The sequence below is a fragment of the Duganella sp. 1224 genome (genome assembly GCF_013408245.1).
In the GTDB taxonomy this organism is placed as follows: domain Bacteria; phylum Pseudomonadota; class Gammaproteobacteria; order Burkholderiales; family Burkholderiaceae_D; genus Rugamonas.
Map to the genome: position 1 here is coordinate 19,660 of NZ_JACBYS010000003.1, position 24,803 is coordinate 44,462.

The window sequence follows — 24,803 nt, forward strand, 5'->3', positions numbered from 1 at the left end:
GGCGGCGTAAAGCCTTGCACTTTACGCCTTCGCCGGGCGCCTCAGGCGTTGTGGCGGTCCGCCGTCTTCTCGGCGCTGGCCAGCGGCGCGGCAGCCTGTTCCTGCTGCTTCTGCTTCAGGCCCTGCACCACTTTCAGGATGTCGTCCATGCCGCGCTCGCCGCCCAGCGACGAAAAGGCATCCAGCACCTCGTTCAGCACCTGGTTGCGCACGGCCGCTTCGTCAGGGTTGATCGCTGGCGGACGTTGCACGGCGGCGACGGCGCGCTTCTCGGCGGCAGCAGCCTCCTTCTGTGCGGCGGTCTTGCGGCCGCCCGGCGGTTTGCCATGTTCCAGCGCCGCTTGCCAGATTACCCAGCGGCGTTGCGTTTCGAAGACCAGATATTCGTCTGGCTTGTCTTCACGACGGCGTACGATATGGCCATCGCGCTGTGCCCATGCCTCAAATGCAGATCGCATTTTTTCATTCCTTTGCAAACGCGCTAAGCGCAATTCACTATAAAAACCACAAGTAATTTCCGTATGGTATCACTTATTGCGCCATCACAACACAAAAAGATGCCTGAATTACGCTGTCTTAGTTGCTAAACGGAAACACAAGTTTTCCACTCAATTTGTACTAGTATATTTCTATTTTGCTTACTTTGTCTTGCTTTCCAGTTCTATTCTGACAACAACGAGACAGTATTGGCAATTTTTTTTTGATTTCACACATTTCGCAACATTTTAGGCCCTCCCGCATGAAATAAGGAAGGGCTTTTCATGTTTTTTCATACAACTTTACAACCTAACAACTTATCTGTTAAATCCGGATACTGTAAGATGCAAGCCACTCGACCTTACCAGAAAGCACGATCACATGAAATTAGCCACTTGGAATGTTAACTCTTTGAACGTAAGACTGCCGCACGTTATGAAATGGCTAGAGGAAAACCCCACCGATGTGCTAGCTATTCAAGAAACAAAATTAACGGACGACAAGTTTCCACTGGCAGAACTGGAAGCGGCCGGCTATCACGTGGCCTACACCGGCCAGAAAACGTATAACGGCGTGGCCATCATTTCGCGCCAGCCGATCCACGATATCGTCAAGAACAATCCCCAATTCGACGATCCGCAGCAGCGCATCATCGCCGGCACCATCGACGGCGTGCGCGTGGTGTGCGCCTATGTGCCCAATGGCCAGGCGCTCGGCTCGGACAAATTCGACTACAAGATGGCGTGGCTGAACGCCTTCCACGACTGGATCCAGGAACAGGCGGCGGCCTACCCGCAACTGGCGGTGGTGGGCGACTACAACATCGCGCCGGAAGACCGCGACGTGCATGACCCGGCCGCGTGGGAAGGCATGGTTCATGTGTCGCCGCAGGAGCGCGCGCAGCTCAAGCGCCTGCTGGACATCGGCCTGACCGACGCCTTCCGCATGTTCGAGCAACCGGACAAGTCGTTCAGCTGGTGGGATTACCGCGGCCTGGGCTTCCGCCTGAACAAGGGCTTGCGCATCGACCACCTGCTGCTGTCGGACGCGCTCAAGCAGCGCTGCACCGCCTGCGTCATCGACCGCGTGCCGCGCAAATGGGAGCAGCCGTCCGACCACACGCCGGTGGTGGCCACCTTCAGCTAACAGCGCGGCAGCAGCAGCTGGGCGGTGGCATGCGGCACCGGCTGCGAGAACAGGTAGCCCTGGGCGAACTGGCAGCCATGCCGCTGCAGCAGCGCGTACTGCCCCTCCGTCTCCACGCCCTCCGCCACCACCGACAGCTGCAGGCTGTCCGACAGCGCGATGATCGCGGCCACGATGGCGCGGTCTTCGGCGCTCTGCTCCAGGTCCTTGATGAAGGCGCGGTCGATCTTGATCTTCTTCACCGGGAAGCGCTTCAGGTAAGCCAGCGACGAATAGCCGGTGCCAAAATCGTCGATCGACAGGCGGATGCCCATGGCGTTGATGTGACCGAGGATTTCCAGCGTCTGTTCGCCGTGCTGCATCAGCGCCGTCTCGGTGATTTCGAATTCGATCATGGACGGCGCGATGCCGGTGTCCTCCAGTATCGCCCGCACCGAGGCCAGCAGCCCGCGATGCATGAACTGGCGCGGCGACAGGTTGACCGCCAGCGGCACCGGCACCATGCCCTGCCGCTGCCACAGCATGATCTGCTCGCAGGCCTGGCGTATCACCCATTCGCCCACCGGCACGATCATGCCGTTTTCCTCGATGATGGGAATGAACTGGTCGGGCGTCACCAGCTCGCCCTCGGTGCCGCCGCGCCGCCAGCGCAGCAGCACCTCCATCGCGTGCAACCGGCGCGTGCCGATGTCCATGATGGGCTGGAAGTACAACTCGAACTCATTGGCGGCCAGCGCCCCGCGCAGGCTGGACTCCAGCTCGAAGTGGCGCGCCGCCGTCTGGTTCATCACCTCTTTGAAGAACTGGTGGTTGTTACGGCCGCTGGCCTTGGCGTGGTACATGGCGCTGTCGGCGTTGCGCATCAGCGCCTCGACGTCGCCGCCATCGTCCGGATACATGCTGATGCCGATCGACGGCGTGATGTGCAGATTGCGGCCCTCCAGCGGAAAGCCTTCGGACAGCGCCTCGATGATCTTCTCGGCCACCTGCCCCGCTTCGTCCGGCAGACGGATGCCCGGCACCAGCACCACGAATTCGTCGCCGCCCAGGCGGGCCACGGTATCGCTGGCGCGCACCGCGCGGCATAGGCGGCTGGCCACTTCCTTCAGCAACTGGTCGCCGGTCATGTGGCCAAGCGAATCGTTGATGGTCTTGAAACGATCGAGATCGATGAACATCACCGCCAGCTTGCGGTCGAAACGCTGCGCCGCCAGCATGGCGCGGTCCAGGCGGTCCGACAGCAAGGCGCGGTTGGGCAGGCCGGTCAGGCTGTCGTGATACGCCATGTGGTGCACCCGCGCCTCCACCTGGCGGCGCTCGACGATTTCGGCCTGCAGCAGCGCGTTGGCGCCGGCCAGTTCGGCGGTGCGCTCCTGCACCCGCAGTTCCAGCTCGTCGCGCGCGCGGGCCACCGCCTCCGCCGCCTCGCGCCGCGCGGTGATGTCGTCCACCAGCCATACCGAGCGGCCGCTGTTGTGCGCCAGGTCGAACGGCCGGCCGGACAGCCGTGCCCAGAAGGTGCTGCCGTCCTTGCGCACCAGCTCATACTCGGAGACGTTGACCTGGCCGTTCTGGAAGTCGCGCACGGTGGCGGCGCGCGCGTGCTCCCATGCGTCCTTGTCGGCGTAGAAGGCCTGCACGCTGAGATGGTTCATCTCGCCCGGCGCATAGCCGAACAACTCTTCCATCTTGCGGTTGCAGCGCAGGTTGCGGCCGTTCTCCACCACCGAGATGCCCAGCACCGCGCTGTCCAGAATCGCCTGGTTCTCCAGCAGCGCGTTGCGCAGCGCCTCCTCGGCGCGCTTTTGCTCGGTGCGGTCTTCGATCACCCAGATCGTACCCTGCGACGGATCTTCCGGGTTGACCACGTAGCCGATCAGCTGCGCCCACAGCGTGGAGCCGTCGGCGCGCTGCATTTCCATCTCGGTCTGGAACGGCTTGCCGATGGAGAGAAAAGGAAAGGCCTCGGCGCCCAGCTTGTCATACGCTTCCTGCGACGGATACAGCGCGCGCCCCTGCACGCCGAGGCCGGACTTGTCGTCGTAGCCAAACATCTCGGCAAAGCCGCGGTTGTAGCGGGTGATGACGCGGTTCTTGGTGAACAGGATGCTCATCGAGGCATTGGTCATGATGGCCTCGACCTCCATCTGCGTCTGCAGCGTGTCCGTCACGTCTTCCAGGATCCAGATGGTGCCGCCACCGCGATGCTCGGTGTCCACGGCGTTGGCGCGCACGCGGCACCAGAACAAGCTGCCGTCCTTGCGCTTGAAACGCCAGGCCGGCTTTTCAAATGGCTGCCCGGCGCCGAGCAGCGGCGTCGCCTCGCGGCCAAACGCTGCATAGTTTTCCAGCGACTCGAAAACGACCGAGGAATGCAGCCCTTCCATCTCGCCCGGCGCGTAGCCGAACATCTCCGCCATGCGCGCGTTACAGCGCATCATGATCTGCGATTTGCTGAACAGGATACCGACCGAGGCGTTATCGAAAATGGCCTTCTGCTCCAGCAGCATGCGGCGCAGTTGTTCTTCGCGCTGGGCGCGCAGGTCGTCGGTAGCATCGGAGAGCATAGTTGGCAGATCATAAACCACATTCCCGCCGATCGCCATGAAAGTACTTGTGCCGTGCGCCCAAAACGACAATGCCCGGACAGGCCGGGCATTGTCTAGACTACAAGATGGTTTTTAAATCAATGCGCGGTGGCGCCGGCGGCGCCGATGCCGGTTTCGGAACGCATTTGCTGCGCCTCGAAGCCCGCGCGGTCGATGCGCGCACGTTCGCTGTTATCCAGCAGCGAGAAGATCCAGATGCCCAGGAAACCAGCCGGCATCGAGAAGATGGCCGGCGAGGCGTACGGGAACAGTTCATGCGCGTTGCCCAGCACATCCACCCACACGGACTTGGACAGCACGGTCATCACCAGCGCCAGCGTCAGGCCGATAAAGCCGCCGATGGTGGCGCCACGCGTGGTGCAGCCCTTCCACAGCACCGACATGAACAGCACCGGGAAGTTGGCCGACGCCGCGATGGCGAAGGCCAGCGACACCATGAAGGCGATGTTCTGCTTCTCGAAGGCGATGCCCAGCACCACGGCGATGATGCCCAGCGCGATGGTGGTGATCTTCGACACTTTCAGTTCGCTGGCGCCGCTGGCCTTGCCCTTGGCGATGACGGTGGCGTACAGGTCATGCGATACGGCCGAGGCGCCGGACAGCGTCAGGCCCGCAACCACGGCCAGGATGGTGGCAAAGGCCACGGCCGAGATGAAGCCCAGGAAGACGTTGCCGCCCACGGCTTTGGCCAGGTGCACCGCCGCCATGTTGTTACCGCCCAGGAGCTTGCCCGCCGCGTCCTTGAACTCGGGGTTGGTGCTCACCAGGACAATGGCGCCAAAGCCGATGATGAAGGTCAGGATATAGAAGTAAGCGATCCAGGTGGTGGCCCAGAACACCGACTTGCGCGCTTCCTTCGCGCTTGGCACGGTGAAGAAGCGCATCAGGATGTGCGGCAGGCCGGCGGTGCCGAACATCAGCGCCATGCCGAACGAAATCGCGGAGACAGGGTCCTTGATGAAGGTGCCGGGGCCCATGATGGCGTCCTTCTTGGCGTGCACTTCCACCGACTTGGCAAACAGCGCCTCGGGGCTGAAGTTAAACTGCGCCAGCACGGCGATCGCCATGAAGCTGGCGCCGCCCAGCAGCATCACGGCCTTGATGATCTGCACCCAGGTGGTGGCGGTCATGCCGCCAAACAGCACGTAGATCATCATCAGCGTACCGACCAGCACCACGGCGATCCAGTATTCCAGGCCAAACAGCAGCTTGATCAACTGGCCCGCGCCCACCATCTGCGCGATCAGGTAGAAGGCTACCACCACCAGCGTGCCGGAGGCCGAGAAGATGCGGATCGGCGCCTGCTTGAAGCGGTACGCCGCCACGTCGGCAAAGGTGAAGCGGCCCAGGTTGCGCAGGCGCTCGGCCATCAGGAAGGTGATGACCGGCCAGCCAACCAGGAAGCCGATGGCGTAGATCAGGCCATCGTAACCGTTCAGGAATACCGAGGCGGAAATGCCGAGGAAGGATGCCGCCGACATGAAGTCGCCGGCGATCGCCAGGCCGTTCTGGAAGCCGGTGATGCCGCCGCCGGCGGTGTAGAAGTCGGAAGCGGAGCGGGTCTTCTTGGCCGCCCACTTGGTGATGTACAGCGTGAACAGCACGAACACCGCGAACATGATGATCGCGGTCCAGTTGGTGGGCTGGCGCTCGGCCTGGCCCAGGTCACCGCCGGCGGCCAGCGCGGCGCCGCATGCTGCCAGCAGGGCTGGCGCCATCAGACGTTTCAGGATGCTCATGCTTTCACCTTGGCGTGGATGGCTTGGGTCAGTTCATCGTATTTGCTGTTGGCGCGGCGCACGTAGACGCCGGTGATCAGCACCGTGAAGATGATCACGAACAGGCCAATCGGCATGCCCCAGGTCATGACGCCGGTGCCGGTTTTCGATGCGAGGAATTCCTTGTCGAACGCGATCAGCAGGATGTAGCCGTAGTAGACCACCATCATGGCGGCGGTCAGCCACCAGCCAAAGCGCGAACGCGACTTGACCAGCTGGTGATAATTGGGGTCGCGTTTAAGTTGTTGAACCAAATCGTCTTGCATTGTGTGTCTCCGTTATCGATGCTCTTCTATTCGAGCTTATACACAGAATAGAAGAGCAGCCTTACCGGTGGCTTACAACAATGCGCGTTGGATCTGCTGAAGTGACGATGGATCTTCGATCGAGGTCAGGTCCCCGGGATGGCGGCCTTCGCAGATCGCTTGTATGGAGCGACGCAGCAATTTGCCCGAGCGCGTCTTGGGCAGCTGCGTCACGAAGTACACACGCGCCGGCCGCGCCACCGCGCCGAGCTGGCGGTCGACCACGGACATGATGTCCTGCTCGGTGGTTGCCGCCCCCGCGTCTTTCAGGATCGCGAAGGCGACGGCCACCTGCCCCTTGATATTGTCCGCCACGCCAACCACCGCCACCTCGGATACGTTCGGATGGCTGGTCATCGCTTCCTCGATTTCGCGCGTGCCGAGCCGGTGGCCGGCGACGTTGATCACATCATCGGTGCGGCCGAGGATGAAGTAGTAGCCATCTTCATCACGCACGCCCCAGTCGAAGGTGGAGTACATCATGCGGCCGTTGATCTCGGACCAGTAGGTGTCGACAAAGCGCTGATCGTCGCCGTACACGGTCTGCATGCAGCCCGGCGGCAGCGGGCTTTCGATCATGACCACGCCCTTTTCATCGGCGCCGCATTCCGTGCCGGTGGTTTCGTTGATCAGCCGGACCTTGTAGCCGTACATCGCCACACCGGGACTGCCCAGCCGCGTCGGCAGGTCTTCTATCCCCTTGGCGATGGACAGGATCGGCCAGCCGGTTTCGGTCTGCCAGTAGTTGTCGATGATCGGCACACCCAGTTCGCCGGCGATCCAGCTGGAGGTGGTTTCGTCGAGCGGTTCGCCGGCCAGGTACAGCGCCTTGAGCGACGACAGGTCATGCTTGCGCATGAATTCCGGCGGCTGCTTGCGCAGCACGCGCACCGCGGTCGGCGCCGAAAACATGCGCGTGACCTTGTGCTTCTCGACGATGCGCCACCAGATGCCGGGATCGGGGCATATCGGCAGGCCTTCGTACATGATGGTCGCCATGCCGGCGATCAGTGGCCCGTAGACGATGTAGGAATGGCCCACCACCCAGCCGATGTCCGACGTGGCGAAAAAGGTTTCGCCGGCGCGGCCGCAGAAATTGTATTTCATCGACGCCGCCAGCGCGACCGCGTAGCCGCCGACGTCGCGCTGCACGCCTTTCGGCTTGCCGGTGGTGCCGGAGGTGTACAGGATATAAGACGGCTCGTTCGACTCCAGCCACGTGACCGGCACTTGCGCGGCCAGATGGCTGGCGCTCAACGTGGCATAGTCAACATCGCGCCCCTCCATGCGCTGCATGGGCGCCATGCCGCGGTCCACCAGCAGCACGCGCGACGGCTTGGCGGAGGACAGCGCGATCGCTTCGTCCAGCAGCGGCTTGTAGGGAATGGCCTTGCCGTTGCGCGAGCCGGCATCGGCGGAGACGATCAGCACCGGCCTGGCGTCGTCGATGCGGCTGGCCAGGCTGTTGGCCGCGAAGCCGCCGAATACCACCGAGTGCACGGCGCCGATGCGGGCGCAGGCCAGCATCGCAAACGCCGCCTCGGCGATCATCGGCATGTAGATCAGTACCCGGTCGCCCTTGCGCACGCCGAGCGACTGCATCATCGCCGCCCAGCGCTGGACTTCCGCGTGCAGCTGATTGAAGGAGTAGCTGCGCTCCGTGTTGGTTTCGGTGGAGATGGCGATTAACGCGGGTTGGTCGCCCTGGGTGGCGCACCAGCGGTCCACCGCGTTGTGACAGAGGTTGGTGGTGCCGCCCACGAACCAGCGGGCGAACGGCGGACGGGAATCGTCCAGCACCTGTGAAAACGGCGTGTTCCAGTCGATGAGCGCAGCTTCGTCACGCCAGAACGCTTCTGGCGTGACGATAGAGCGCTGATAAAAATCAGCGTACTTCATGTCTCCTCCGTTCGATGCCCCGCGTCGTTCCGGCGAACGCCGGAACCCATGCTGAGCGTGTTCCGCCAGCGTTCTATGGATTCCGGCTTTCGCCGGAATGACGGTGGAAGTGCTCAGGCGGGTACGCGTACCCAGCCTTCCATCAGTACCCGCGCGCTGCGGCTCATGACCGCTTTTGTCACGCTCCATTCTCCGTTCTGCTGCACCGCTTCCGCGCCCACCCGCAACGTGCCGGACGGGTGGCCGAAGCGCACCGCGTTGCGTTCACCGCCGCCCGCCGCCAGGTTGACCAGCGTGCCGGGGATCGCCGCCGCCGTGCCGATGGCCACGGCGGCTGTGCCCATCATGGCGTGGTGCAGCTTGCCCATCGAGAGCGCGCGCACCAGCAGGTCGATATCCCCCGCCGCCACCGGCTTGCCGCTGGAAGCCACATACGCGGCCGGCGGCGCCACGAACGCCACCTTGGGCGTGTGCTGGCGCATGGCCGCCTCGCCCAGGTCCTTGATGAGGCCCATGCGCAGCGCGCCGTGGGCACGTATCGTCTCGAACATGGCCAGCGCTTGGGCGTCGCCGTTGATGGCGTCCTGCAGCTCGGTGCCCGTATAGCCGATGGCGTCGGCGTTGATGAAGATGGTCGGGATACCGGCGTTGATCATGGTCGCCTTCAAGGTGCCGACGCCTGGCACGTCGAGGTCGTCCACCAGTTGGCCGGTCGGGAACATCGCGCCGCCGGCACCCTCCTCTTCCGCCGCCGGGTCCATGAATTCCAGTTGCACCTCGGCCGCCGGGAAGGTGACGCCATCCAGTTCGAAGTCGCCGGTCTCCTGCACCTCGCCGTTGGTCATTGGGATGTGGGCGATGATCGTCTTGCCGATGTTGGCCTGCCACACGCGCACCATCGCCACACCGTCGCGCGGCACGCGGGCCGGGTCAACCAGCCCGCCGCTGATGGCGAACGCGCCCACCGCCGCCGACAGGTTGCCGCAGTTGCCGCTCCAGTCGATGAAGGCCTGGTCGATGGAGACCTGGCCGAACAGGTAGTCGACGTCGTGGTCCGGGCGCTCGCTGCGCGACAGGATCACCGTCTTGCTGGTGCTGGACGTGGCGCCGCCCATGCCGTCGATCTGCTTGCCGTACGGGTCCGGGCTGCCGATCACGCGCAGCAGCAACTGGTCGCGCGCCGCGCCCGGCCGCTGCGCCGCTTCCGGCAGGTCCTGCAGGCGGAAGAACACGCCCTTGCTGGTGCCGCCACGCATATAGGTGGCGGGAATTTTGATTTGTGGCTTGTGCGTCATCATGCGGCCTTTGCGGATTCCAGGAAGTCCTGCGCGAAGCGTTGCAGCACGCCGCCGGCTTCATAGATCGACACTTCCTCCGCCGTGTCGAGACGGCAGATCACCGGCACCTGCATGCCCGTGCCATCGCGGCGATGGATCACCAGCGTCAGCGTGGCGCGTGGCGTGCGTTCGCCGATCACGTCGTAGGTCTCGGTGCCGTCCAGGCCCAACGTCAGGCGGTTGACGCCCGGCTGGAATTCCAGCGGCAGCACGCCCATGCCGACCAGGTTGGTGCGGTGGATGCGCTCGAAGCCTTCGGCCACAATCGCCTCCACGCCCGCCAGCCGCACGCCCTTGGCCGCCCAGTCGCGCGACGAGCCCTGCCCGTAGTCGGCGCCGGCGATGATGATCAGCGGCTGCTTGCGGTCCATGTAGGTTTCAATCGCTTCCCACATGCGCATCACCCTGCCGTCCGGCTCAACACGCGCCAGCGAGCCGGCTTTGACCTTGCCGTCGGCGTCGCGCACCATCTCGTTCTTCAGCGTGGGATTGGCGAAGGTGGCGCGTTGCGCGGTCAGGTGGTCGCCGCGATGCGTGGCGTAGGAGTTGAAGTCCTCTTCCGGCAGGCCCATTTTGTGCAGGTACTCGCCGGCCGCGGAGTTCATCATGATGGCGTTGGACGGCGACAGGTGGTCGGTGGTGATGTTATCGCCCAGCAGCGCCAGCGGGCGCATGCCGCGCAGCGTGCGCTCGCCGGCCAGCGCGCCTTCCCAGTACGGTGGACGGCGGATGTAGGTCGATTGCGGACGCCAGTCGTACAGCGGCTCGGCGCGTTCGCCGCTGTCGGCGCCGCGCGCAAACATCGGGATGTAGACCTTGCGGTACTGCTCCGGTTTGACGGCGCTGGCGACGATGGCATCGATCTCTTCGTCCGATGGCCAGATGTCTTTCAGCGTCACCGGCTGGCCATTGGCGTCATGGCCCAGCACATCCTTCTCGATGTCGAAGCGGATGCTGCCGGCGATGGCGTAGGCCACCACCAGCGGCGGCGAGGCCAGGAAGGCCTGCTTGGCGTAGGGGTGGATGCGGCCGTCGAAGTTGCGGTTGCCCGACAGGACGGCGGTGGCATACAGGTCGCGCTCCACCACCTCTTTCTGGATCGCGGGATCGAGCGCGCCGGACATGCCGTTGCAGGACGTGCAGGCGTAGGCCACCACGCCGAAGCCCAGCTTTTCCAGCTCCGGCAGCAGGCCGGCTTCTTCCAGGTACAGCGTGACGGTCTTGGAGCCCGGCGCCAGCGAGGACTTGACCCACGGCTTGCGCGTCAGCCCGCGCGCGTTGGCGTTGCGGGCCAACAAACCGGCGGCGATCATGTTGCGCGGGTTATTGGTGTTGGTGCAGCTGGTGATGGCGGCGATGATGCAGGCGCCATCCGGCAGCGCACCGGCAGCGGCGGATGCGGCATCCGCGCTGTCCGCCGGACGGGCGATGCCGCGCGCGGCCAGGTCGGCCGTCGCCACGCGGTTGTGCGGATTCGACGGGCCGGCGATGTTGCGCACCACGGTGGACAGGTCGAACTGCAGCACGCGCTCATATTCCGCGCCCGCCAGCGCATCGCCCCACAGGCCCGTCTCCTTCGCGTAGGTTTCCACCAGCCTGACCGTTTCGTCATCGCGGCCGGTCAGCCGGAGGTACTTGATGGTCTGCTGGTCGATGTAGAACATCGCCGCCGTGGAACCGTATTCAGGCGCCATGTTGGAAATGGTGGCGCGGTCGCCCAGCGTCAGGTGCGCGGCGCCTTCGCCGTAGAACTCCAGATACGACGACACCACCTTCTGCTTGCGCAGGAATTCGGTCAGCGCCAGCACGATGTCGGTGGCGGTGATGCCGGGTCGCGGCTTGCCGCCCAGTTCCACGCCGATGATGTCCGGAAGACGCATCCACGACGCGCGGCCCAGCATCACGCTCTCGGCTTCCAGGCCGCCGACGCCGATGGCGATCACACCCAGCGCGTCCACCATCGGCGTGTGCGAGTCGGTGCCGACCAGCGTGTCCGGGAAGGCCACGCCGTCCACGGCCTGAATCACCGGCGACATGCGCTCCAGGTTAATCTGGTGCAGGATGCCGTTCCCCGGCGGGATCACATCGACGTTCTTGAAAGCCTTCTTGGTCCAGTTGATGAAATCGAAGCGGTCCTCGTTGCGGCGGTCTTCAATGGCGCGGTTCTTGGCGAAAGCGTCGGGATCGAAGCCGCCGCATTCCACTGCCAGCGAGTGATCCACCACCAGCTGCGTCGGCACCACCGGATTGACCAGCGCCGGATCGCCACCTTGCAGGGCGATGGCGTCGCGCAGGCCGGCCAGGTCGACCAGCGCGGTCTGGCCCAGAATGTCGTGGCACACCACGCGCGCCGGGAACCAGGGAAAGTCCAGGTCGCGCCGGCGTTCGATCAACTGCGACAGCGAGGCGTTGAGCGTGGCCGGGTCACAGCGGCGCACGAGGTTTTCCGCCAGTACGCGCGAGGTGTAAGGCAGTTTGGCCCAGGCGCCCGGCTGGATTGCATCGACCGCGGCGCGCGCGTCGAAGTAGTCCAGTTGGGTGCCCGGCAAGGGCTTGCGGAATGCGGTGTTCATGATTATTTGCGGTCCTTGATCGGGACGAAAGTCAGGTCTTCCGGGCCGACGTAGTTGGCGCTCGGGCGGATGATCTTGTTGTCGATGCGCTGCTCGATGATGTGCGCCGACCAGCCGGAGGTGCGCGAGATGACGAACAGCGGCGTGAACATGGCGGTCGGCACGCCCATCATGTGATACGACACGGCCGAGAACCAGTCCAGGTTCGGGAACATCTTTTTAATCTCCCACATCACCGATTCCAGGCGCTCGGCGATGTCGAACATCTTGGTGGAACCGGCTTCCTCCGACAGCTGGCGCGCCACTTCCTTGATCACCACGTTGCGCGGGTCGGAGACGGTGTACACCGGGTGGCCGAAGCCGATCACCACTTCCTTGTTGGCGACGCGGTTGCGGATGTCGGCCTCCGCTTCGTCCGGATTTTCGTAGCGCTTCTGGATTTCAAACGCGACTTCGTTGGCGCCGCCGTGCTTCGGACCGCGCAGCGCGCCGATCGCCCCGGTAATGGCCGAGTGGATGTCCGAGCCGGTGCCGGCGATGACGCGGCTGGTGAAGGTGGAGGCGTTGAATTCGTGTTCCGCGTACAGGATCAGCGAGGTGTGCATCGCGCGTACCCACGAATCCTTCGGCTTCTGGCCGTGCAGCAGGTGCAGGAAGTGGCCGCCGATGGAGTCGTCGTCGGTTTCCACCTCGATGCGCTTGCCGTTATGGCTGTAGTGATACCAGTACAGCAGCATGGAGCCGAAGGAGGCCATCAGGCGATCGGCGATGTCGCGCGCGCCGGGCACATTGTGGTCGTCCTTCTCCGGCAGCACGCAGCCGAGCACCGAGACGCCGGTGCGCATCACATCCATCGGGTGGGCCGATGCCGGCAGCGCCTCCAGCGCCGACTTTACCGCCTGCGGCAGGCCGCGCAGCGATTTCAGTTTGGCCTTGTAGCCGCGCAGTTCCGCTTCGGCCGGCAGTTTTCCGTGCACCAGCAGGTAGGCGATTTCTTCGAACTCGCAGGTGGTGGCCACGTCCAGGATGTCATAGCCGCGATAGTGCAGGTCATTGCCGGTTTTGCCGACGGAGCACAGCGCGGTGTTACCGGCTGCGACGCCCGACAGGGCAACGGATTTTTTGGGTTTGAAGGTGGTGGATTCGGTCATGTCGTTATCTCCGGTATTGTGTCGTTCCGGCGAAAGCCGGAACCCATAGAACGTCTAAACGCCAACTCAGCATGGGCACCGGCTTTCGCCGGGGCGTCGGGTTATTTTTTCTGGGCCGCGAACAGCGCATCCAGCTTCTGTTCGAAATCGTGGTAGTTGATCCGGTCGTAGAGTTCCGCGCGGGTCTGCATGGTGTCGATGACGTTCTTCTGCGTACCATCGCGGCGAATCGCGCCATAGACGTTTTCCGCCGCCTTGTTCATGGCGCGGAAGGCCGACAGCGGATACAGCACCAGCCCCACATCGGCGCTGCGCAGTTCATCGACGGTGAACAGCGGCGTGGAGCCAAACTCCGTGATATTGGCCAGCACCGGCACTTTGACGGCGGCAGCGAACCGCTTGTACATATCCAGCGTGATCATCGCCTCCGGGAAGATCATGTCGGCGCCCGCTTCCACGCAAGCGACGGCGCGTTCGATGGCGGCGTCCAGTCCCTCCACCGCCAACGCATCGGTGCGGGCCATGATGACGAACTGGTCGTCGGTGCGCGCATCGACGGCGGCCTTGATGCGGTCCACCATCTCGTCCTTGCTGACGATTTCCTTGCCCGGACGATGGCCGCAACGCTTGGCGCCCACCTGGTCTTCGATGTGGGTGGCAGCGGCGCCGAACTTGATCAGCGACTTGACGGTGCGGGCGACATTGAAGGCGGAGGCGCCAAAGCCGGTGTCCGAGTCGACCAGCAGCGGCAGGTCGCACACGTCCGTGATGCGGCGCACGTCGGTTAGCACGTCGTCCAGATTCGAGATGCCCAGGTCTGGCAGGCCGAGCGAACCCGCGGCCACACCGCCGCCGGACAGGTAGATCGCCTTGAAGCCGGCACGCTTGGCCAGCAGCGCGTGGTTGGCGTTGATGGCGCCGACCACCTGCAATGGGGATTCTTCCTGAACGGCTTTGCGGAACGCGGCGCCAGCGGAGTAGTGACTCATGTTGTGACCTTTCGGTGTTGCGTTGAAGTTGCGCTCTGTAGTGCAAGGGCTGTGCCAGAGCGCCAACTTATATAAATCAAACACTTACAGTTCACACCATGTTTCATAGTGAAACACTGAAACAACTTTGCACTATAATTGAAACATGCGACATTCCACGCCCCTGCCCTTCGACGTCAACGACAAGCCGGTCATCTGGACGGTGTCGGTGTCGCGCCTGTCCGACCTCTTCCGCGACATCACGCTGGAATACGACAACCTCGCCACCATCGAACCGATCCACCTGGGCTTCGAGGAAGCGGCGCGGCACATCCGCGAGCGGCTGGCGACGGAGCGCTGCGACGCCATCATCGCCGCCGGCTCCAACGCGGCCTACCTGAAAGGCCGGCTGTCGGTGCCGGTGGTGATCGCCAAGTTCAGCGGCTTCGATGTGATGCAGGCGCTGGCGCGCGCGCGGCGCGTGTCCGACCGCATCGGCATCATCACGTACCAGGAACGGCTGGCGGAGCTGGCGGAATTTGCCGGCACCTTCGGCTTCGACGTGGCGCAGCGCACTTATGTCACCGAGGAGGACGCGCGCGCGCAGGTCAATGACCTGAAGGCGGCCGGCATCCAGGCGATTGTGGGCGCGGGACGCATTACCGATCTGGCCGAGGAAGCGGGGCTGACCGGTGTCTTCGTCTACTCCGCCGCTTCGATCCGCCATGCGTTTGACGATGCGCTGGAGATGGCGCACCTGGCCCAGTTGGAGTCCAACCGCAACCGCGCGCGCGGTGCCGTGGTGACGGACACGCTGCGCGCCAAGCATGGCATCACCGATCTGCGCGGAGACTCGGTGGCGATGGAGACGGTGCGGCAGTCGGTGGTGCTATACGCGAAGTCGCCGGCGACGGTGCTGATACAGGGCGAAACCGGTTGCGGCAAGGAGCTGGTGGCGCAGGCCATTCACCGCGAGGCGCCGCGCACGCTGGGTCCCAACCGCCCGTTCGTGGCGGTCAACTGCGGCGCGATTGCCGAGTCGCTGCTGGAGTCGGAGCTGTTCGGGCACGAGGAAGGCGCGTTCACCGGCGCACGGCGTGGCGGCCATGCTGGCCTGTTCGAGGCCGCCAATCACGGCACACTGTTGCTCGACGAGATTGGCGAGATGCCGCTGGCGCTGCAAACGCGCCTGCTGCGGGTGCTGGAGGAACGCGAGGTGGTGCGGGTGGGCGGCACGCGGCCGATACCGGTCAATGTGCGCATCATCAGCGCCACGCATTGCGATCTTGAACAACGCGTGCGCGAGGGCCGCTTCCGCGCCGACCTGTTTTACCGGCTGGCGGTGCTGCGATTGACACTGCCGCCACTGCGCGCGCGGCCGGAGGATGTGATGTCGCTGGCGGAATGGTCGCTGAAGAACGCGCTGGCGTCGCTGGGCGCGCGGCCGCATCCCAATCTGCATGCCGAGATGGCGGCATGCGCGCCGCTGCTGCAGCGTTACGACTGGCCCGGCAATGTGCGCGAGCTGCGCAACCTGACCGAGCGCCTGGCGCTGTTCCTGGCCGCCGAGCCGCTGCAGGCGTTGACGCCGGCTTTCGTGCTCAGCGTCGCACCCGAGCTGGCCGCGCGGCAGGCGCCGGTGCACCATGCCCAGCACATGCCGCATGCCGCGCACACGCCTTACTCAGCGCACTCAGCCCACTCCGCACATTCAGCGCCCTCGCCGCTGCCGTCGCCTGCGTGGCCAGCGGCGTCGGCCAGCGGCGCCATGACCGCGCCGTCGCGCGCCGACAGCATCGCATCCGTGCTGGCCCGCTTTGGCGGCCGGCGCGACGCCGCGGCCGAGTACCTCGGCATCAGCCGCACCACGCTCTGGCGTAAACTGAAGGCGGAAGGCGGCGCATGACCCGTGCGCCGGCCGGCGTCCCCGCTGGCTGCAAGGCCGCTACCGCTCATCCAGCCGGAAAAACCGCTCATCATGTACGCGTCGCCACCGCCATGGCCGGGCGATAGCATGGCCTCACTGACTCAACAACGCCACAAGAGGGGAACACCATGCTGATCAAGACCATCGCCGCTTTCGCCGCCACCATGATCGTCGGCCAGGCCGCCGCCGCCGACCATCCCGCATTCAAGGTCGACGTGACTGGCGCCGGCGCGCCCATCATCCTGATTCCCGGCCTGGCCTCGCCCGGCAGCGTGTGGGACGGCACGGTGGCGCATTACTGCGCCAGCGGCAAGCATCAATGCCACGTGCTGACGCTGGCGGGCTTTGCGGGCCAACCGGCCATCCAGGAACCGCTACTGCCGGCCGCCGAACGGCAACTGAGCGCCTACATCAAGGACAACAAACTCGATCATCCAGTCGTCATCGGCCATAGCCTGGGCGGCTATCTCGGCATGAAGCTGGCGGCGGATCATCCGGACCAGGTGGGCCAGCTGGTCATCGTCGACTCGCTGCCGGCGCTGGGCGCGACGCAAGTGCCATCGCTCACCCGCGGTCAACTGAAGCAGCAGGCCGACGTCATGCGCGCCGGCATGAAGGCGCAGGACGCCGAGACGTTCAAGGCCAACCAGATGCGCACCCTGCGCACCATGATCACCAAGCAGGAAGACATCGACCGCGTCATCGCCAACAGCAAGCAGTCGGACCGCGACACCGTGATCGACAGCATGGCCGAATTGATGGCCGCCGACCTGCGCGACGATATCAGCCGCATCAAGGCGCCGACACTGGTGCTGGGCACATGGATCGCTTACAAGGACTATGTGCCCAAGCAGGCCATCGCGTCGATCTACACCGCGCAATATGCCAAGCTGCCGGGCGTGCGCGTGGAAATGGCCGAAAACGCCCGTCACTTCATCATGGTCGACGACCCGGCCTGGATGTATGATCGCATCGACAACTTCCTCAACTGAGCACCATGAACGACAAACGTCCGCTGATCGCGCGCCTGAACTGGTACTGGATCTTTCAGCTGTCCGGCTGGACCTTCCTGCCGCTGATGTCCTTCCTGATGGGCGCCTGGCGCGTGCAGAACCTGATGTGGGTCATGACATGGGGCGCCGTCAGCGGCTTGCTGATTACCGATATGTGGCACCGTGTCATCAAGCGCCGCATCCGCAACCGCCAGCGCACCAGCTGGAAACTGGTGGCGGCCGCCGTGCTGATACTCGGCACCATCCACACCTTCATCCAGTATCTGGGCTACCTGGTCTTCCAGCCGCAGCACATGGATCGCGGTTTTGGCTGGGTGCCCGGCGCGCTGATGTCGTGGTGGGCGGTGTACCTGGTGTGGAATATCTTCTACATGGCGGTGATCTCGCTGCGCCGCGCCAACCGCGCGGAGGCCGAGTCGCTGCGGCTGGAGGTAGCGGCCAAGGATGCGGAGCTGCGCGCCCTGCAGGCGCAGGTCAATCCGCACTTCTTCTTCAATAGCATGAACAGCGTGCGGGCGCTGATTTATGAAGACGCCGATTCCGCCGCCCTGATGATCGACCAGCTGGCCAGCGTGATGCGCTACGCGCTGCAGTCGGGCCATCATGAAACCGTGCCGCTGGCGGCGGAGATCGAGGCGGTGCAGGCTTACCTGTCCATCGAGAAGATCCGCTTTGAGGAGCGCATGCGGGTCAGCGTGGAAATCGGCGTCGGGCTGGATCAGGTGCGGATTCCGCCGATGTCGCTGCAAACGCTGGTGGAGAACGCGGTCAAATACGGCGTGGAAGCCAGCCCCACCGGCAGCGAGATCCGCATCCGCGCGCAGCGGCTGGACGATGGCGCGGTGCACATCGAAATCGCCAACCTGGGCGCGATTGTGCCGTTTGCGAATTCCACCAAGGTGGGCCTGACCAACACGCGCAAGCGTCTCGCCCTCGCGCTGGGCGAGCATGCGCAACTGGAATTATCCGAAAACAGTGGATGGGTACGCGCCACAATGACCTTGCCGGAGGCCGCGTAATGCGGGCATTACTGATCGATGACGAGCGCCTGGCGCGCGCCGAACTGCGACGCCTGCTGGCGGCGCATCCCGATGTGGAGATTGTGGGCGAAGCGGTCAACGCGGCCGATGGCCTGCAGCAGATCGCGGCGCTGAAGCCGGACCTGATTTTTCTCGACGTGCAGATGCCCGGCGGTTCCGGCTTCGACATGCTGGCCGCGCTGGAGGAAGCGCCGGAGGTAATCTTCACCACCGCGTTCGACCAGTACGCGCTGCAGGCGTTTGAGGTCAATGCGCTGGACTATCTGCAGAAGCCCATCCAGGCGGCACGCATGGCGGCGGCCCTGCAGCGCTGCGCGGCGCGGCATCAACGGCTGGGTGGCACCGGCTCGGTGGCGCCGGCCACTACGCGCAAGCTGTTCATCAAGGATGGTGAGCGCTGCTGGTTCGTACCGGTGCAGGACATCCGCCTGTTTGAATCGGACGGCAACTACACGCGCGTGTACTTCGACCGCCATCAGCCGCTGATGCTGCGCTCCCTGAACCAGCTTGAAGAAAAGCTCGATCCAGACCGCTTCTTCCGCGCCAATCGCCGTCACATCGTCAACCTCGACTTCATCGAACAAGTGGCACCGAACGAAGCCGGAGGCCTCGACCTCACGCTGCGCGACCAGTTGCAAGTGGAGGTGTCACGCCGCCGCGCCGCCCAGTTCAAGGCGCTGACCACCATTTGATTCCCAGGCTGCCGCTCAGGAACGCAGCGCGTCCGCTGGCGGCAGCCGCATGGCAGCCCAGGTGTGCCGGGTGGCGGCGATGGCGGTGGTCAGCAGGGTGAGCAACAACGCCAGGAGCAGCGTCCAGCCGCCGATGGGGGCGTGGGCGATATAATTGCTGAGATAGCGCTGGATCAGCAGCAGCGCGATCGGCAGTCCGATGATGGCGGCCAGCAGCGTCAGCGCGCTGGATTCGCGCATCACCAACAGGCCAATGTCGGCGCGGCGCGCGCCTTGGAGCTTGCGCAACACGATTTCGCGCGCGCGACGTTGCACGGTGTTGGCGGACAGCGAATACGTGCCAAAGGCGGCGATCAGCATCGCCACCAGGCTGGCGGCGACCAGCACGCGCACCATGCGCGCGTCGTCGGCATAGTTGGCGGCGAGGATGGCGTCGGCGCGCTGCAGGTTGAGTATCTGCTCAGGGAAGTATTGCGGCCAGAGGCGGCGCACGGCTTCTTCGACAGCTGCCTTGTCGCCGCGCGTGCGCACGCTGAGTGTGACGCCCGCCGTCCACAATTCAAACGCGGTCGCGCGTGGTGGGGAGCGCAGCGACTGGAAGCGCAGCTCGGGGGCAATGCCGACGATGCGCTTGCGGACCACCTTGCCGTCAAACCCGGTGAACAGCACCGTCTCGCCCAGCGCGGCCTGCGGCGATGCGAATCCGAGTTCGCGCACGGCGATCGCGTTCAGCACCACTGGCACCGGATCGTCCTCCTTGTCGCGCCGCGCTTCAAACAGCCGTCCCGCCAGCGGCTGGATGCGATAGAGCTCAAAGAAGTTGGCGCTCACGCCTTTCATATCCATCAGCGCCGGCGTGCCGCCCGGCCGCGTCAACTCGCGCGACCATGCCATATCCAGCTTGCCGATCGGGTCTTCCGACACAGCGACGCCCTCCACGCCCGGCTGCGCCGCGAGCGCCGCCATAAAGCCGCGCGCCTTGTCGCTGTCGCGCACCGGTTCCGGCAAAACAACCACCAGCAGCGGCGCCGGATCGAAGCCCGGCTCGGCGCGCATCATGTAGTCGGTCTGCCAGGCGATGGCGATGGTGACGCCGGTGAGGCACATGGCGGTGGCGGCCTGCAGCACGGTCAGCGCGCGACGGAAGCGCATGCTCGCCACCGATTCGGCGTCCGGCCGTCCGGCCAGCACCTGCACCGGCCGCACCCGCAACGCGATCCACGCGGGATAGAGCGCGGTGAGCACACCAAGCACGCCGCCCAGCGCCAGCGCGCCGGCGATATTCGACAGCCGCAGCATGCCGTCCAGCTCACGATTCACCATGTGCGAAAAGAGCGGCAGCACCAGCCACGCCAACAACAGGCCAAGCACCGTCGCCGCCAGCGCCACCAGTACCGACTCGGCGATGAACAAGCCGGCGACGCGTGCCGCGGACGCGCCGAGCACCTTGCGCATCGCCACCTCGCGCTGCCGGCGCAGCACACGCACGGTTGCCAGGTTGACGTAGTTGATGGCGGCCAGCGCTACTATCGCCAGCGCGATCAGTGTCAGTCCGGCCAGTACCAGCGGATTGGCGCGCTGCGACGGCGTCAGGCGGCTCGTCTCCACGCGGTGGTCGAAATAGGCATCCCGCAGCGGAGCCAGTTCGAGATCCAGCGCGCTGCGGCCGGCCAGACGGGCCTTGGTCTCGGGCGGAACATCCTGCAGGCTGGGCGTGCGCGCCACCACGCGCTGCAGCGCATCGCGAATGGCGGACAGCGAGGCGCCAGGCTGCACGCGGATCAGCAGCTTGCCCATCCAGCCCTGCTCCCCGGTCAGCATCTCGCTGCGTATCGCCGGCTCGGTCAGCACCGAATTTACGCCGAACAGCGCTTCGAACGGAATCGTCGTATTGGCTGGCGCGCTGACCACGGCGCCAACGCGGATGGTTTTGCCTTCCGCCTGCAAGGTACGGCCCAGCACCTGCGCGCTGCCGAACAAGCGCAGCGCCGCCGCCTCGGACAACACAAAGCTGTCCGGCTGCTCCAGCGCGACACGCAGATTGCCCTGCAGCGCCAGCAGCCCCAGGGTGCTGTCGAAGCCCGGCAGCACCACCAGCGCGCCAAGGCGCTGCAGCCCGTTCCGCGCGCGCACCACCAGCGGCCGCTCGACGGGACGCATCGGCAGATAGCTGGTGGCATCCTTCACACCCGGGGTATTTATGGCCACCGCGCGCAGGAACAGCGGCGCGGCTTCATACTTGGGCCGTTCGGCCGCCACGTTGTAGTACTGGTTGACGACGTATAGCTGATCCACATGCGGAATGTCGGCGTTGTAGCTGCTCGAAAAACGCACGAAGCCAAGCAGCAGCAGGCTCGCCGCCAGGCCGATACCGAGGCTGAAGATGACCGTTAGCGCGTACGCCGGTTGCTGCGCCAGGGTGCGCCAGCCAATGCGGAAGTCCATGGGTGTCAGTGCGTAGTGAAGTTATCGCTTCTGACTGCAACATCCATGCCACGCGCACAAATGCGCGTGGCGGCGGCGCGGTGTGCGGAAACGAACGCCGGCGCCGCGCGCCAGCTGTTCAATTCCGGACATTCAGGCCAGGGATGACCTGCGGCGTGTAGGGCTTGACCGGCTGCTCCCTGATTTTTTTATCCAACAGCTGCAATGCCGCCTCCAGCTGGCGATCCTGCCCCTGATAAGTGGCATGCGGCGGATTGTCGACCACCACGTCCGGCGTCACGCCCACGCCTTCGATCAGCCACTGGCCGTCCTGCGTGTTGAACTGGCCCATCTCGGCCACGCGCGCCATGCCGTTGTCGCTGAGGCGATTGTTATCGCTCAGCCAGACGCCGGCGCCGGCGGTGCGCTTGCCGACCAGCGGCCCGAGGCCCAGCGCCTTGACGCCGGCGGCGAAGGTCTCGCCATCCGAATAGGTGTACTCGTCCACCAGCACCACCAGGTGGCCGCGGAAGGTGTGCTGCATGTTCGGCGACGGCGCCACGCCCGGCGGCGCCCAGAAGGCCCAGGCCTTGCGCAGCAGCTTTTCGATGATCCAGCTGTCGATGTTGCCGCCGTTGTTGCGGCGGACGTCGATGATCAGCCCTTCGCGGTTGACGTTGGCGTAGAAGTCGCGCGCGAACGAGGCGATGTCGTTGGCGCCCATCGCGCGCAGGTGCAGGTAGCCGATGCGGCCTTTCGACGCCGCCTCCACCTGACGCGCACGCGATTGTTCCCAGTCGCTGTAGCGCAGCGCGTTCTGCTTGACCATGTTGACCGGCAGGACGATCACCTTGCGCGTGTCGTTCTTGCGCCTGACCTCCAGCAGCACCTGCTTGTCGGCCTGATTAAGCAGCAGGTCGGCGATGTCGCGCGCCTCCAGCACCGGCTTGCCGTTGACGGCGGTGATGATGTCGCCCTCCTTCACGTCCACGCCCGCCTGCGCCAGCGGGCCGCGCTGCGTCGGCAGTTCCGGTTCGCTGGCGTAGATATGGTCGACGCGGTAGCCGTCGGCGGTGCGCGTCAGCAGCGCGCCCAGGCCGGCCGGCGTGCCTTCCGGCGCCGAGCGGCGGATGTCGCCCGGCGCGATCTGCGAGTGCAGCGCGCCCACTTCGGAAATCATCATGCCCAATACGTCGTTGAGTTCCGCGCGGTCGGTCACGCGGTCCACCAGCGGCGCGTACTTGGCGCGCACCGCCGGCCAGTCGGCGCCGCGCATCTTCACGTCGTACAGGAAGTCGCGGTGCATGCGCCAGGCGTCGTTGAACATCTGCCTCCACTCCAGGCGCGGATTGGAGACAAAGGTCCAGTCGTCGACCTTGACCTTGGCCTTGCTGACATCCGTCGGCGCCTTGGCGCCGGCGTCCACCACCAGCATGTCGCCCGGACCGCTGGCGGCCTGCGTGCGGTAGTAGACGTGCTTCTTGTCGGTCGACAGATCAAACTCGCGCACGTTGGCCGCGAACACCTCCGGCTTGGGATCGTTGCTGGCGATGGCCAGCGTTTTCAGCGCCGGCTTGCCGTCGGCGCCGTCGGCGTCAATGAAGTACAGGCGCTTGTCGTCGATCTGCAGGCCACGGTAATTGCCGGCCGCCAGCGGCACCTCGTACAGGCGCTCGGCCAGGCCGGCGTAGACGATGGCCGGCAGCGTTTTGCCGGTCGCCTTGGGCACGGCGGTTTTGGCCACGGCTTTTTCGGCGGCCCTCTCGGCCGCCTGCTCGGTCGCGCCTTCGGCCGGCTTGTCGGCCGGCTTGCTCAGTTCATCGTCCGGCTTGAACGGGAAGCGGTTGTCCGGCTGCAGCGCCAGCGCGTAGATGCCGGTGCGCTTGTCGAACACCGGGCCCATGTTGCGGTCGCCCCACGGCGAGCCGTTGGCCAGCGTGAAGTTGCGGGCGGAGAGGAAGTACAGCCATTTGCCGTCCGGCGAAAAGGCCGGCGAGCGTGAGGTGTAGCGGTCGCTGGTGACGAAGTGCAGCTGCTTGTCGGCCAGGTTGTACAGGCCGATCTGCTCGCGCTGCTCGGTGCTGCCGGCGCGGACAATCGCCAGGTTCTTGCTGTCCGGCGACCACAGGATTTCCTCGTAATCGCCCACGCCGGTCTTGCCGGCGTCATCGATGATGGTGTTGGCCTTGGTGGCCAGATCCAGCAGCCAGAAGCGGCCTTTCTTGTCGGTGTGGCCGAGCCAGCGGCCGTCCGGCGACGGGTACAGCTTCCAGCGGTGGTTGGTGCCGTCCCTGGTCAGTTGCTCGCCCTTGCCGGAACCGTCGGCGGCGAACTTCCAGATTTCGTTTTCGCCGGTGCTGTCGACGATCGCGTAGACCGATTTGTCGTCGTGGCTGAAGACGGCGTCGCGGGCGCGCGCGCCTTCCGGTATGGCGATCTCCACGCGGCGCTGGGCGCCGGTGCCGGCCACGCTGACGCGGCCGCGCGCGGTCAGCACGATGCGCTCGACCTTGCCGGCGATTTGCACATTGGTCAGCGTCTCCAGCGGCGAGCGGATCTGGCGGGTGCGCTGCTGGTCGAAGTCCGACACCAGGTCGATGGCCAGTTTTTCATCCTTGTTGGCGGCCAGGTCCAGCACGTGCAGGTCGGCGCCCAATTGATAGGCGATGCGGCCGTCGCCCATGGCGGCGTTGCGCACGTCCCAGGCGCTGTGGCTGGTCAGCTGGCGCGGGTCGCTGCCGTCCGGCGCCATGGTCCACAGATTGTCCGAGCCGCCGCGGTCGCTGATGAAGTACAGCCGGCCTTGCCACCACATCGGGCGCTTGTTGTTGCCGGTGTCCGAGGCCAGCAGCTGCACCGCCTCGCTGTTGCCGCCGAGGTCGTAGCGCCACAGCTGGGCGTAGGCGCCGCCACGGTAGAGCTTGACGTTGTCGTTGGTCAGCGCCAGGCCGTTGCGGGTGAAGTACAAGGTCTTGCCCTCGTCATCCAGCACGGCATCGTTGGCGTCGGCCAGCGGGAAGATGCGGCGTTGCAGGTCGCTCGGCGTGACGGCGGCGATGACGTAGCTGCGGCCCGGGCCGGTGCCGCTGGCCATGCTGACCAGCACCTCGCCCTGCGCGGTCCAGCCCAGCACAGTGACGGCGCCGTTTTCAAACGTGATGCGCTTGGGCAGGCCGCCTGCCAGCGGCATCACGTAGGCTTCCTGCGCGCCCTCGTAGGCGGCCGAGAAGGCCACCCAGCGGCCGTCGCGCGAGATGGCGGCGTTGGTTTCGGCCGACGGGTGCGTGGTCAGGCGCTGGGCCTGGCCGCCGTGGGCCGAAGTCCGCCACAGGTCGCCTTCGGCGGTGAAGACGACGGTGTCGCCGCGCAGGGCGGGATAGCGGTAATAGGCATCGGCGGCGGCGGCGCTGGACAGCAGGCCGGCGGACAACAGCAGCAAGGCAAGCGGGCGGGACAGGTTCATG

Annotated in this window: 16 protein-coding genes; 5 read left to right on the forward strand and 11 right to left on the reverse strand. The window is 65.1% G+C overall.

Going from position 1 to position 24,803, the window contains the following annotated elements; genetic code table 11:
- Positions 1 to 41: 41 nt before the first annotated feature.
- Positions 42 to 458 carry a hypothetical protein gene (locus FHW58_RS16585; protein WP_179674276.1) on the reverse strand — a complete coding sequence of 139 codons (417 nt, stop codon included), beginning with the start codon at positions 456 to 458 and terminating at the stop codon, positions 42 to 44.
- A 400-nt stretch (positions 459 to 858) separates the two neighbouring features.
- Between FHW58_RS16585 and xth the strand changes: the two genes are divergently transcribed.
- On the forward strand, positions 859 to 1,623 hold the full coding sequence (gene xth / locus FHW58_RS16590; protein ID WP_179674277.1) for an exodeoxyribonuclease III: 765 nt from the start codon (positions 859 to 861) through the stop codon (positions 1,621 to 1,623).
- On the opposite strand, the gene FHW58_RS16595 is transcribed toward xth, so the two are convergent.
- The 8 genes from FHW58_RS16595 to prpB form a co-directional block, all read right to left on the reverse strand.
- Positions 1,620 to 4,190 carry an EAL domain-containing protein gene (locus FHW58_RS16595; RefSeq protein WP_179674278.1) on the reverse strand — a complete coding sequence of 857 codons (2,571 nt, stop codon included), beginning with the start codon at positions 4,188 to 4,190 and terminating at the stop codon, positions 1,620 to 1,622. The two genes, xth and FHW58_RS16595, sit on opposite strands and share 4 nt — an antisense overlap.
- Before the next feature lie 119 nt (positions 4,191 to 4,309).
- The gene (locus tag FHW58_RS16600; RefSeq protein WP_179674279.1) at positions 4,310 to 5,971 is read right to left on the reverse strand and encodes a cation acetate symporter; all 1,662 of its coding nucleotides are present in this window, start codon (positions 5,969 to 5,971) and stop codon (positions 4,310 to 4,312) included.
- Complete coding sequence (locus tag FHW58_RS16605) at positions 5,968 to 6,276, reverse strand: DUF485 domain-containing protein (protein ID WP_179674280.1); 309 nt, start codon at positions 6,274 to 6,276, stop codon at positions 5,968 to 5,970. Before FHW58_RS16605 ends, FHW58_RS16600 begins: the two co-directional genes overlap by 4 nt.
- 72 nt (positions 6,277 to 6,348) lie before the next feature.
- Positions 6,349 to 8,283, reverse strand: coding sequence for a propionate--CoA ligase (locus tag FHW58_RS16610; RefSeq protein WP_373996701.1), 1,935 nt, complete (start codon positions 8,281 to 8,283; stop codon positions 6,349 to 6,351).
- 44 nt (positions 8,284 to 8,327) lie between these two features.
- The gene (gene prpF, locus FHW58_RS16615) at positions 8,328 to 9,509 is read right to left on the reverse strand and encodes a 2-methylaconitate cis-trans isomerase PrpF (protein WP_179674620.1); all 1,182 of its coding nucleotides are present in this window, start codon (positions 9,507 to 9,509) and stop codon (positions 8,328 to 8,330) included.
- Positions 9,509 to 12,124 (reverse strand): Fe/S-dependent 2-methylisocitrate dehydratase AcnD, encoded by a 2,616-nt coding sequence (acnD, locus tag FHW58_RS16620; RefSeq protein ID WP_179674282.1) that lies wholly within the window; start codon positions 12,122 to 12,124, stop codon positions 9,509 to 9,511. The genes prpF and acnD overlap by 1 nt, the downstream gene beginning before the upstream one ends.
- Before the next feature lie 2 nt (positions 12,125 to 12,126).
- Positions 12,127 to 13,275, reverse strand: coding sequence for a 2-methylcitrate synthase (gene prpC, locus FHW58_RS16625; RefSeq protein WP_179674283.1), 1,149 nt, complete (start codon positions 13,273 to 13,275; stop codon positions 12,127 to 12,129).
- Positions 13,276 to 13,376: 101 nt separating this feature from the next.
- On the reverse strand, positions 13,377 to 14,264 hold the full coding sequence (gene prpB, locus FHW58_RS16630) for a methylisocitrate lyase (protein ID WP_179674284.1): 888 nt from the start codon (positions 14,262 to 14,264) through the stop codon (positions 13,377 to 13,379).
- Between the two features lie 145 nt (positions 14,265 to 14,409).
- Between prpB and prpR the strand changes: the two genes are divergently transcribed.
- From prpR to FHW58_RS16650, 4 genes are all read left to right on the forward strand, one after another.
- A complete protein-coding gene (prpR, locus tag FHW58_RS16635; RefSeq protein WP_179674285.1) occupies positions 14,410 to 16,149 on the forward strand; it encodes a propionate catabolism operon regulatory protein PrpR in 1,740 nt (579 codons plus the stop codon).
- A gap of 149 nt (positions 16,150 to 16,298) precedes the next feature.
- Positions 16,299 to 17,162, forward strand: coding sequence for an alpha/beta fold hydrolase (locus FHW58_RS16640; RefSeq protein ID WP_179674286.1), 864 nt, complete (start codon positions 16,299 to 16,301; stop codon positions 17,160 to 17,162).
- Between the two features lie 5 nt (positions 17,163 to 17,167).
- Positions 17,168 to 18,202: a sensor histidine kinase gene (locus FHW58_RS16645; protein ID WP_179674287.1), complete on the forward strand. Its 1,035-nt coding sequence runs from the start codon at positions 17,168 to 17,170 to the stop codon at positions 18,200 to 18,202.
- Positions 18,202 to 18,915 (forward strand): LytTR family DNA-binding domain-containing protein, encoded by a 714-nt coding sequence (locus FHW58_RS16650; protein ID WP_179674288.1) that lies wholly within the window; start codon positions 18,202 to 18,204, stop codon positions 18,913 to 18,915. The genes FHW58_RS16645 and FHW58_RS16650 overlap by 1 nt, the downstream gene beginning before the upstream one ends.
- A 15-nt stretch (positions 18,916 to 18,930) precedes the next feature.
- On the opposite strand, the gene FHW58_RS16655 is transcribed toward FHW58_RS16650, so the two are convergent.
- Positions 18,931 to 21,360, reverse strand: a complete 2,430-nt coding sequence (locus FHW58_RS16655) for an FtsX-like permease family protein (RefSeq protein WP_229265380.1) — start codon at positions 21,358 to 21,360, stop codon at positions 18,931 to 18,933.
- 118 nt (positions 21,361 to 21,478) lie between these two features.
- Positions 21,479 to 24,802 (reverse strand): S41 family peptidase, encoded by a 3,324-nt coding sequence (locus tag FHW58_RS16660; RefSeq protein ID WP_179674289.1) that lies wholly within the window; start codon positions 24,800 to 24,802, stop codon positions 21,479 to 21,481.
- Position 24,803 lies beyond the last annotated feature (1 nt).

Excerpts from the sequence above, each read along its gene's own strand:
- FHW58_RS16655 (WP_229265380.1), bottom strand. The coding sequence starts at position 21,360 with ATGGACTTCCGCATTGGCTGGCGCACCCTGGCGCAGCAACCGGCGTAC.
- prpC (WP_179674283.1), bottom strand. The coding sequence starts at position 13,275 with ATGACCGAATCCACCACCTTCAAACCCAAAAAATCCGTTGCCCTGTCG.
- FHW58_RS16660 (WP_179674289.1), bottom strand. The coding sequence starts at position 24,802 with ATGAACCTGTCCCGCCCGCTTGCCTTGCTGCTGTTGTCCGCCGGCCTG.
- FHW58_RS16595 (WP_179674278.1), bottom strand. The coding sequence starts at position 4,190 with ATGCTCTCCGATGCTACCGACGACCTGCGCGCCCAGCGCGAAGAACAA.
- FHW58_RS16600 (WP_179674279.1), bottom strand. The coding sequence starts at position 5,971 with ATGAGCATCCTGAAACGTCTGATGGCGCCAGCCCTGCTGGCAGCATGC.
- FHW58_RS16640 (WP_179674286.1), top strand. The coding sequence starts at position 16,299 with ATGCTGATCAAGACCATCGCCGCTTTCGCCGCCACCATGATCGTCGGC.
- prpB (WP_179674284.1), bottom strand. The coding sequence starts at position 14,264 with ATGAGTCACTACTCCGCTGGCGCCGCGTTCCGCAAAGCCGTTCAGGAA.
- acnD (WP_179674282.1), bottom strand. The coding sequence starts at position 12,124 with ATGAACACCGCATTCCGCAAGCCCTTGCCGGGCACCCAACTGGACTAC.
- FHW58_RS16585 (WP_179674276.1), bottom strand. The coding sequence starts at position 458 with ATGCGATCTGCATTTGAGGCATGGGCACAGCGCGATGGCCATATCGTA.
- FHW58_RS16645 (WP_179674287.1), top strand. The coding sequence starts at position 17,168 with ATGAACGACAAACGTCCGCTGATCGCGCGCCTGAACTGGTACTGGATC.
- prpF (WP_179674620.1), bottom strand. The coding sequence starts at position 9,509 with ATGACGCACAAGCCACAAATCAAAATTCCCGCCACCTATATGCGTGGC.
- FHW58_RS16650 (WP_179674288.1), top strand. The coding sequence starts at position 18,202 with ATGCGGGCATTACTGATCGATGACGAGCGCCTGGCGCGCGCCGAACTG.
- xth (WP_179674277.1), top strand. The coding sequence starts at position 859 with ATGAAATTAGCCACTTGGAATGTTAACTCTTTGAACGTAAGACTGCCG.
- FHW58_RS16605 (WP_179674280.1), bottom strand. The coding sequence starts at position 6,276 with ATGCAAGACGATTTGGTTCAACAACTTAAACGCGACCCCAATTATCAC.
- prpR (WP_179674285.1), top strand. The coding sequence starts at position 14,410 with ATGCGACATTCCACGCCCCTGCCCTTCGACGTCAACGACAAGCCGGTC.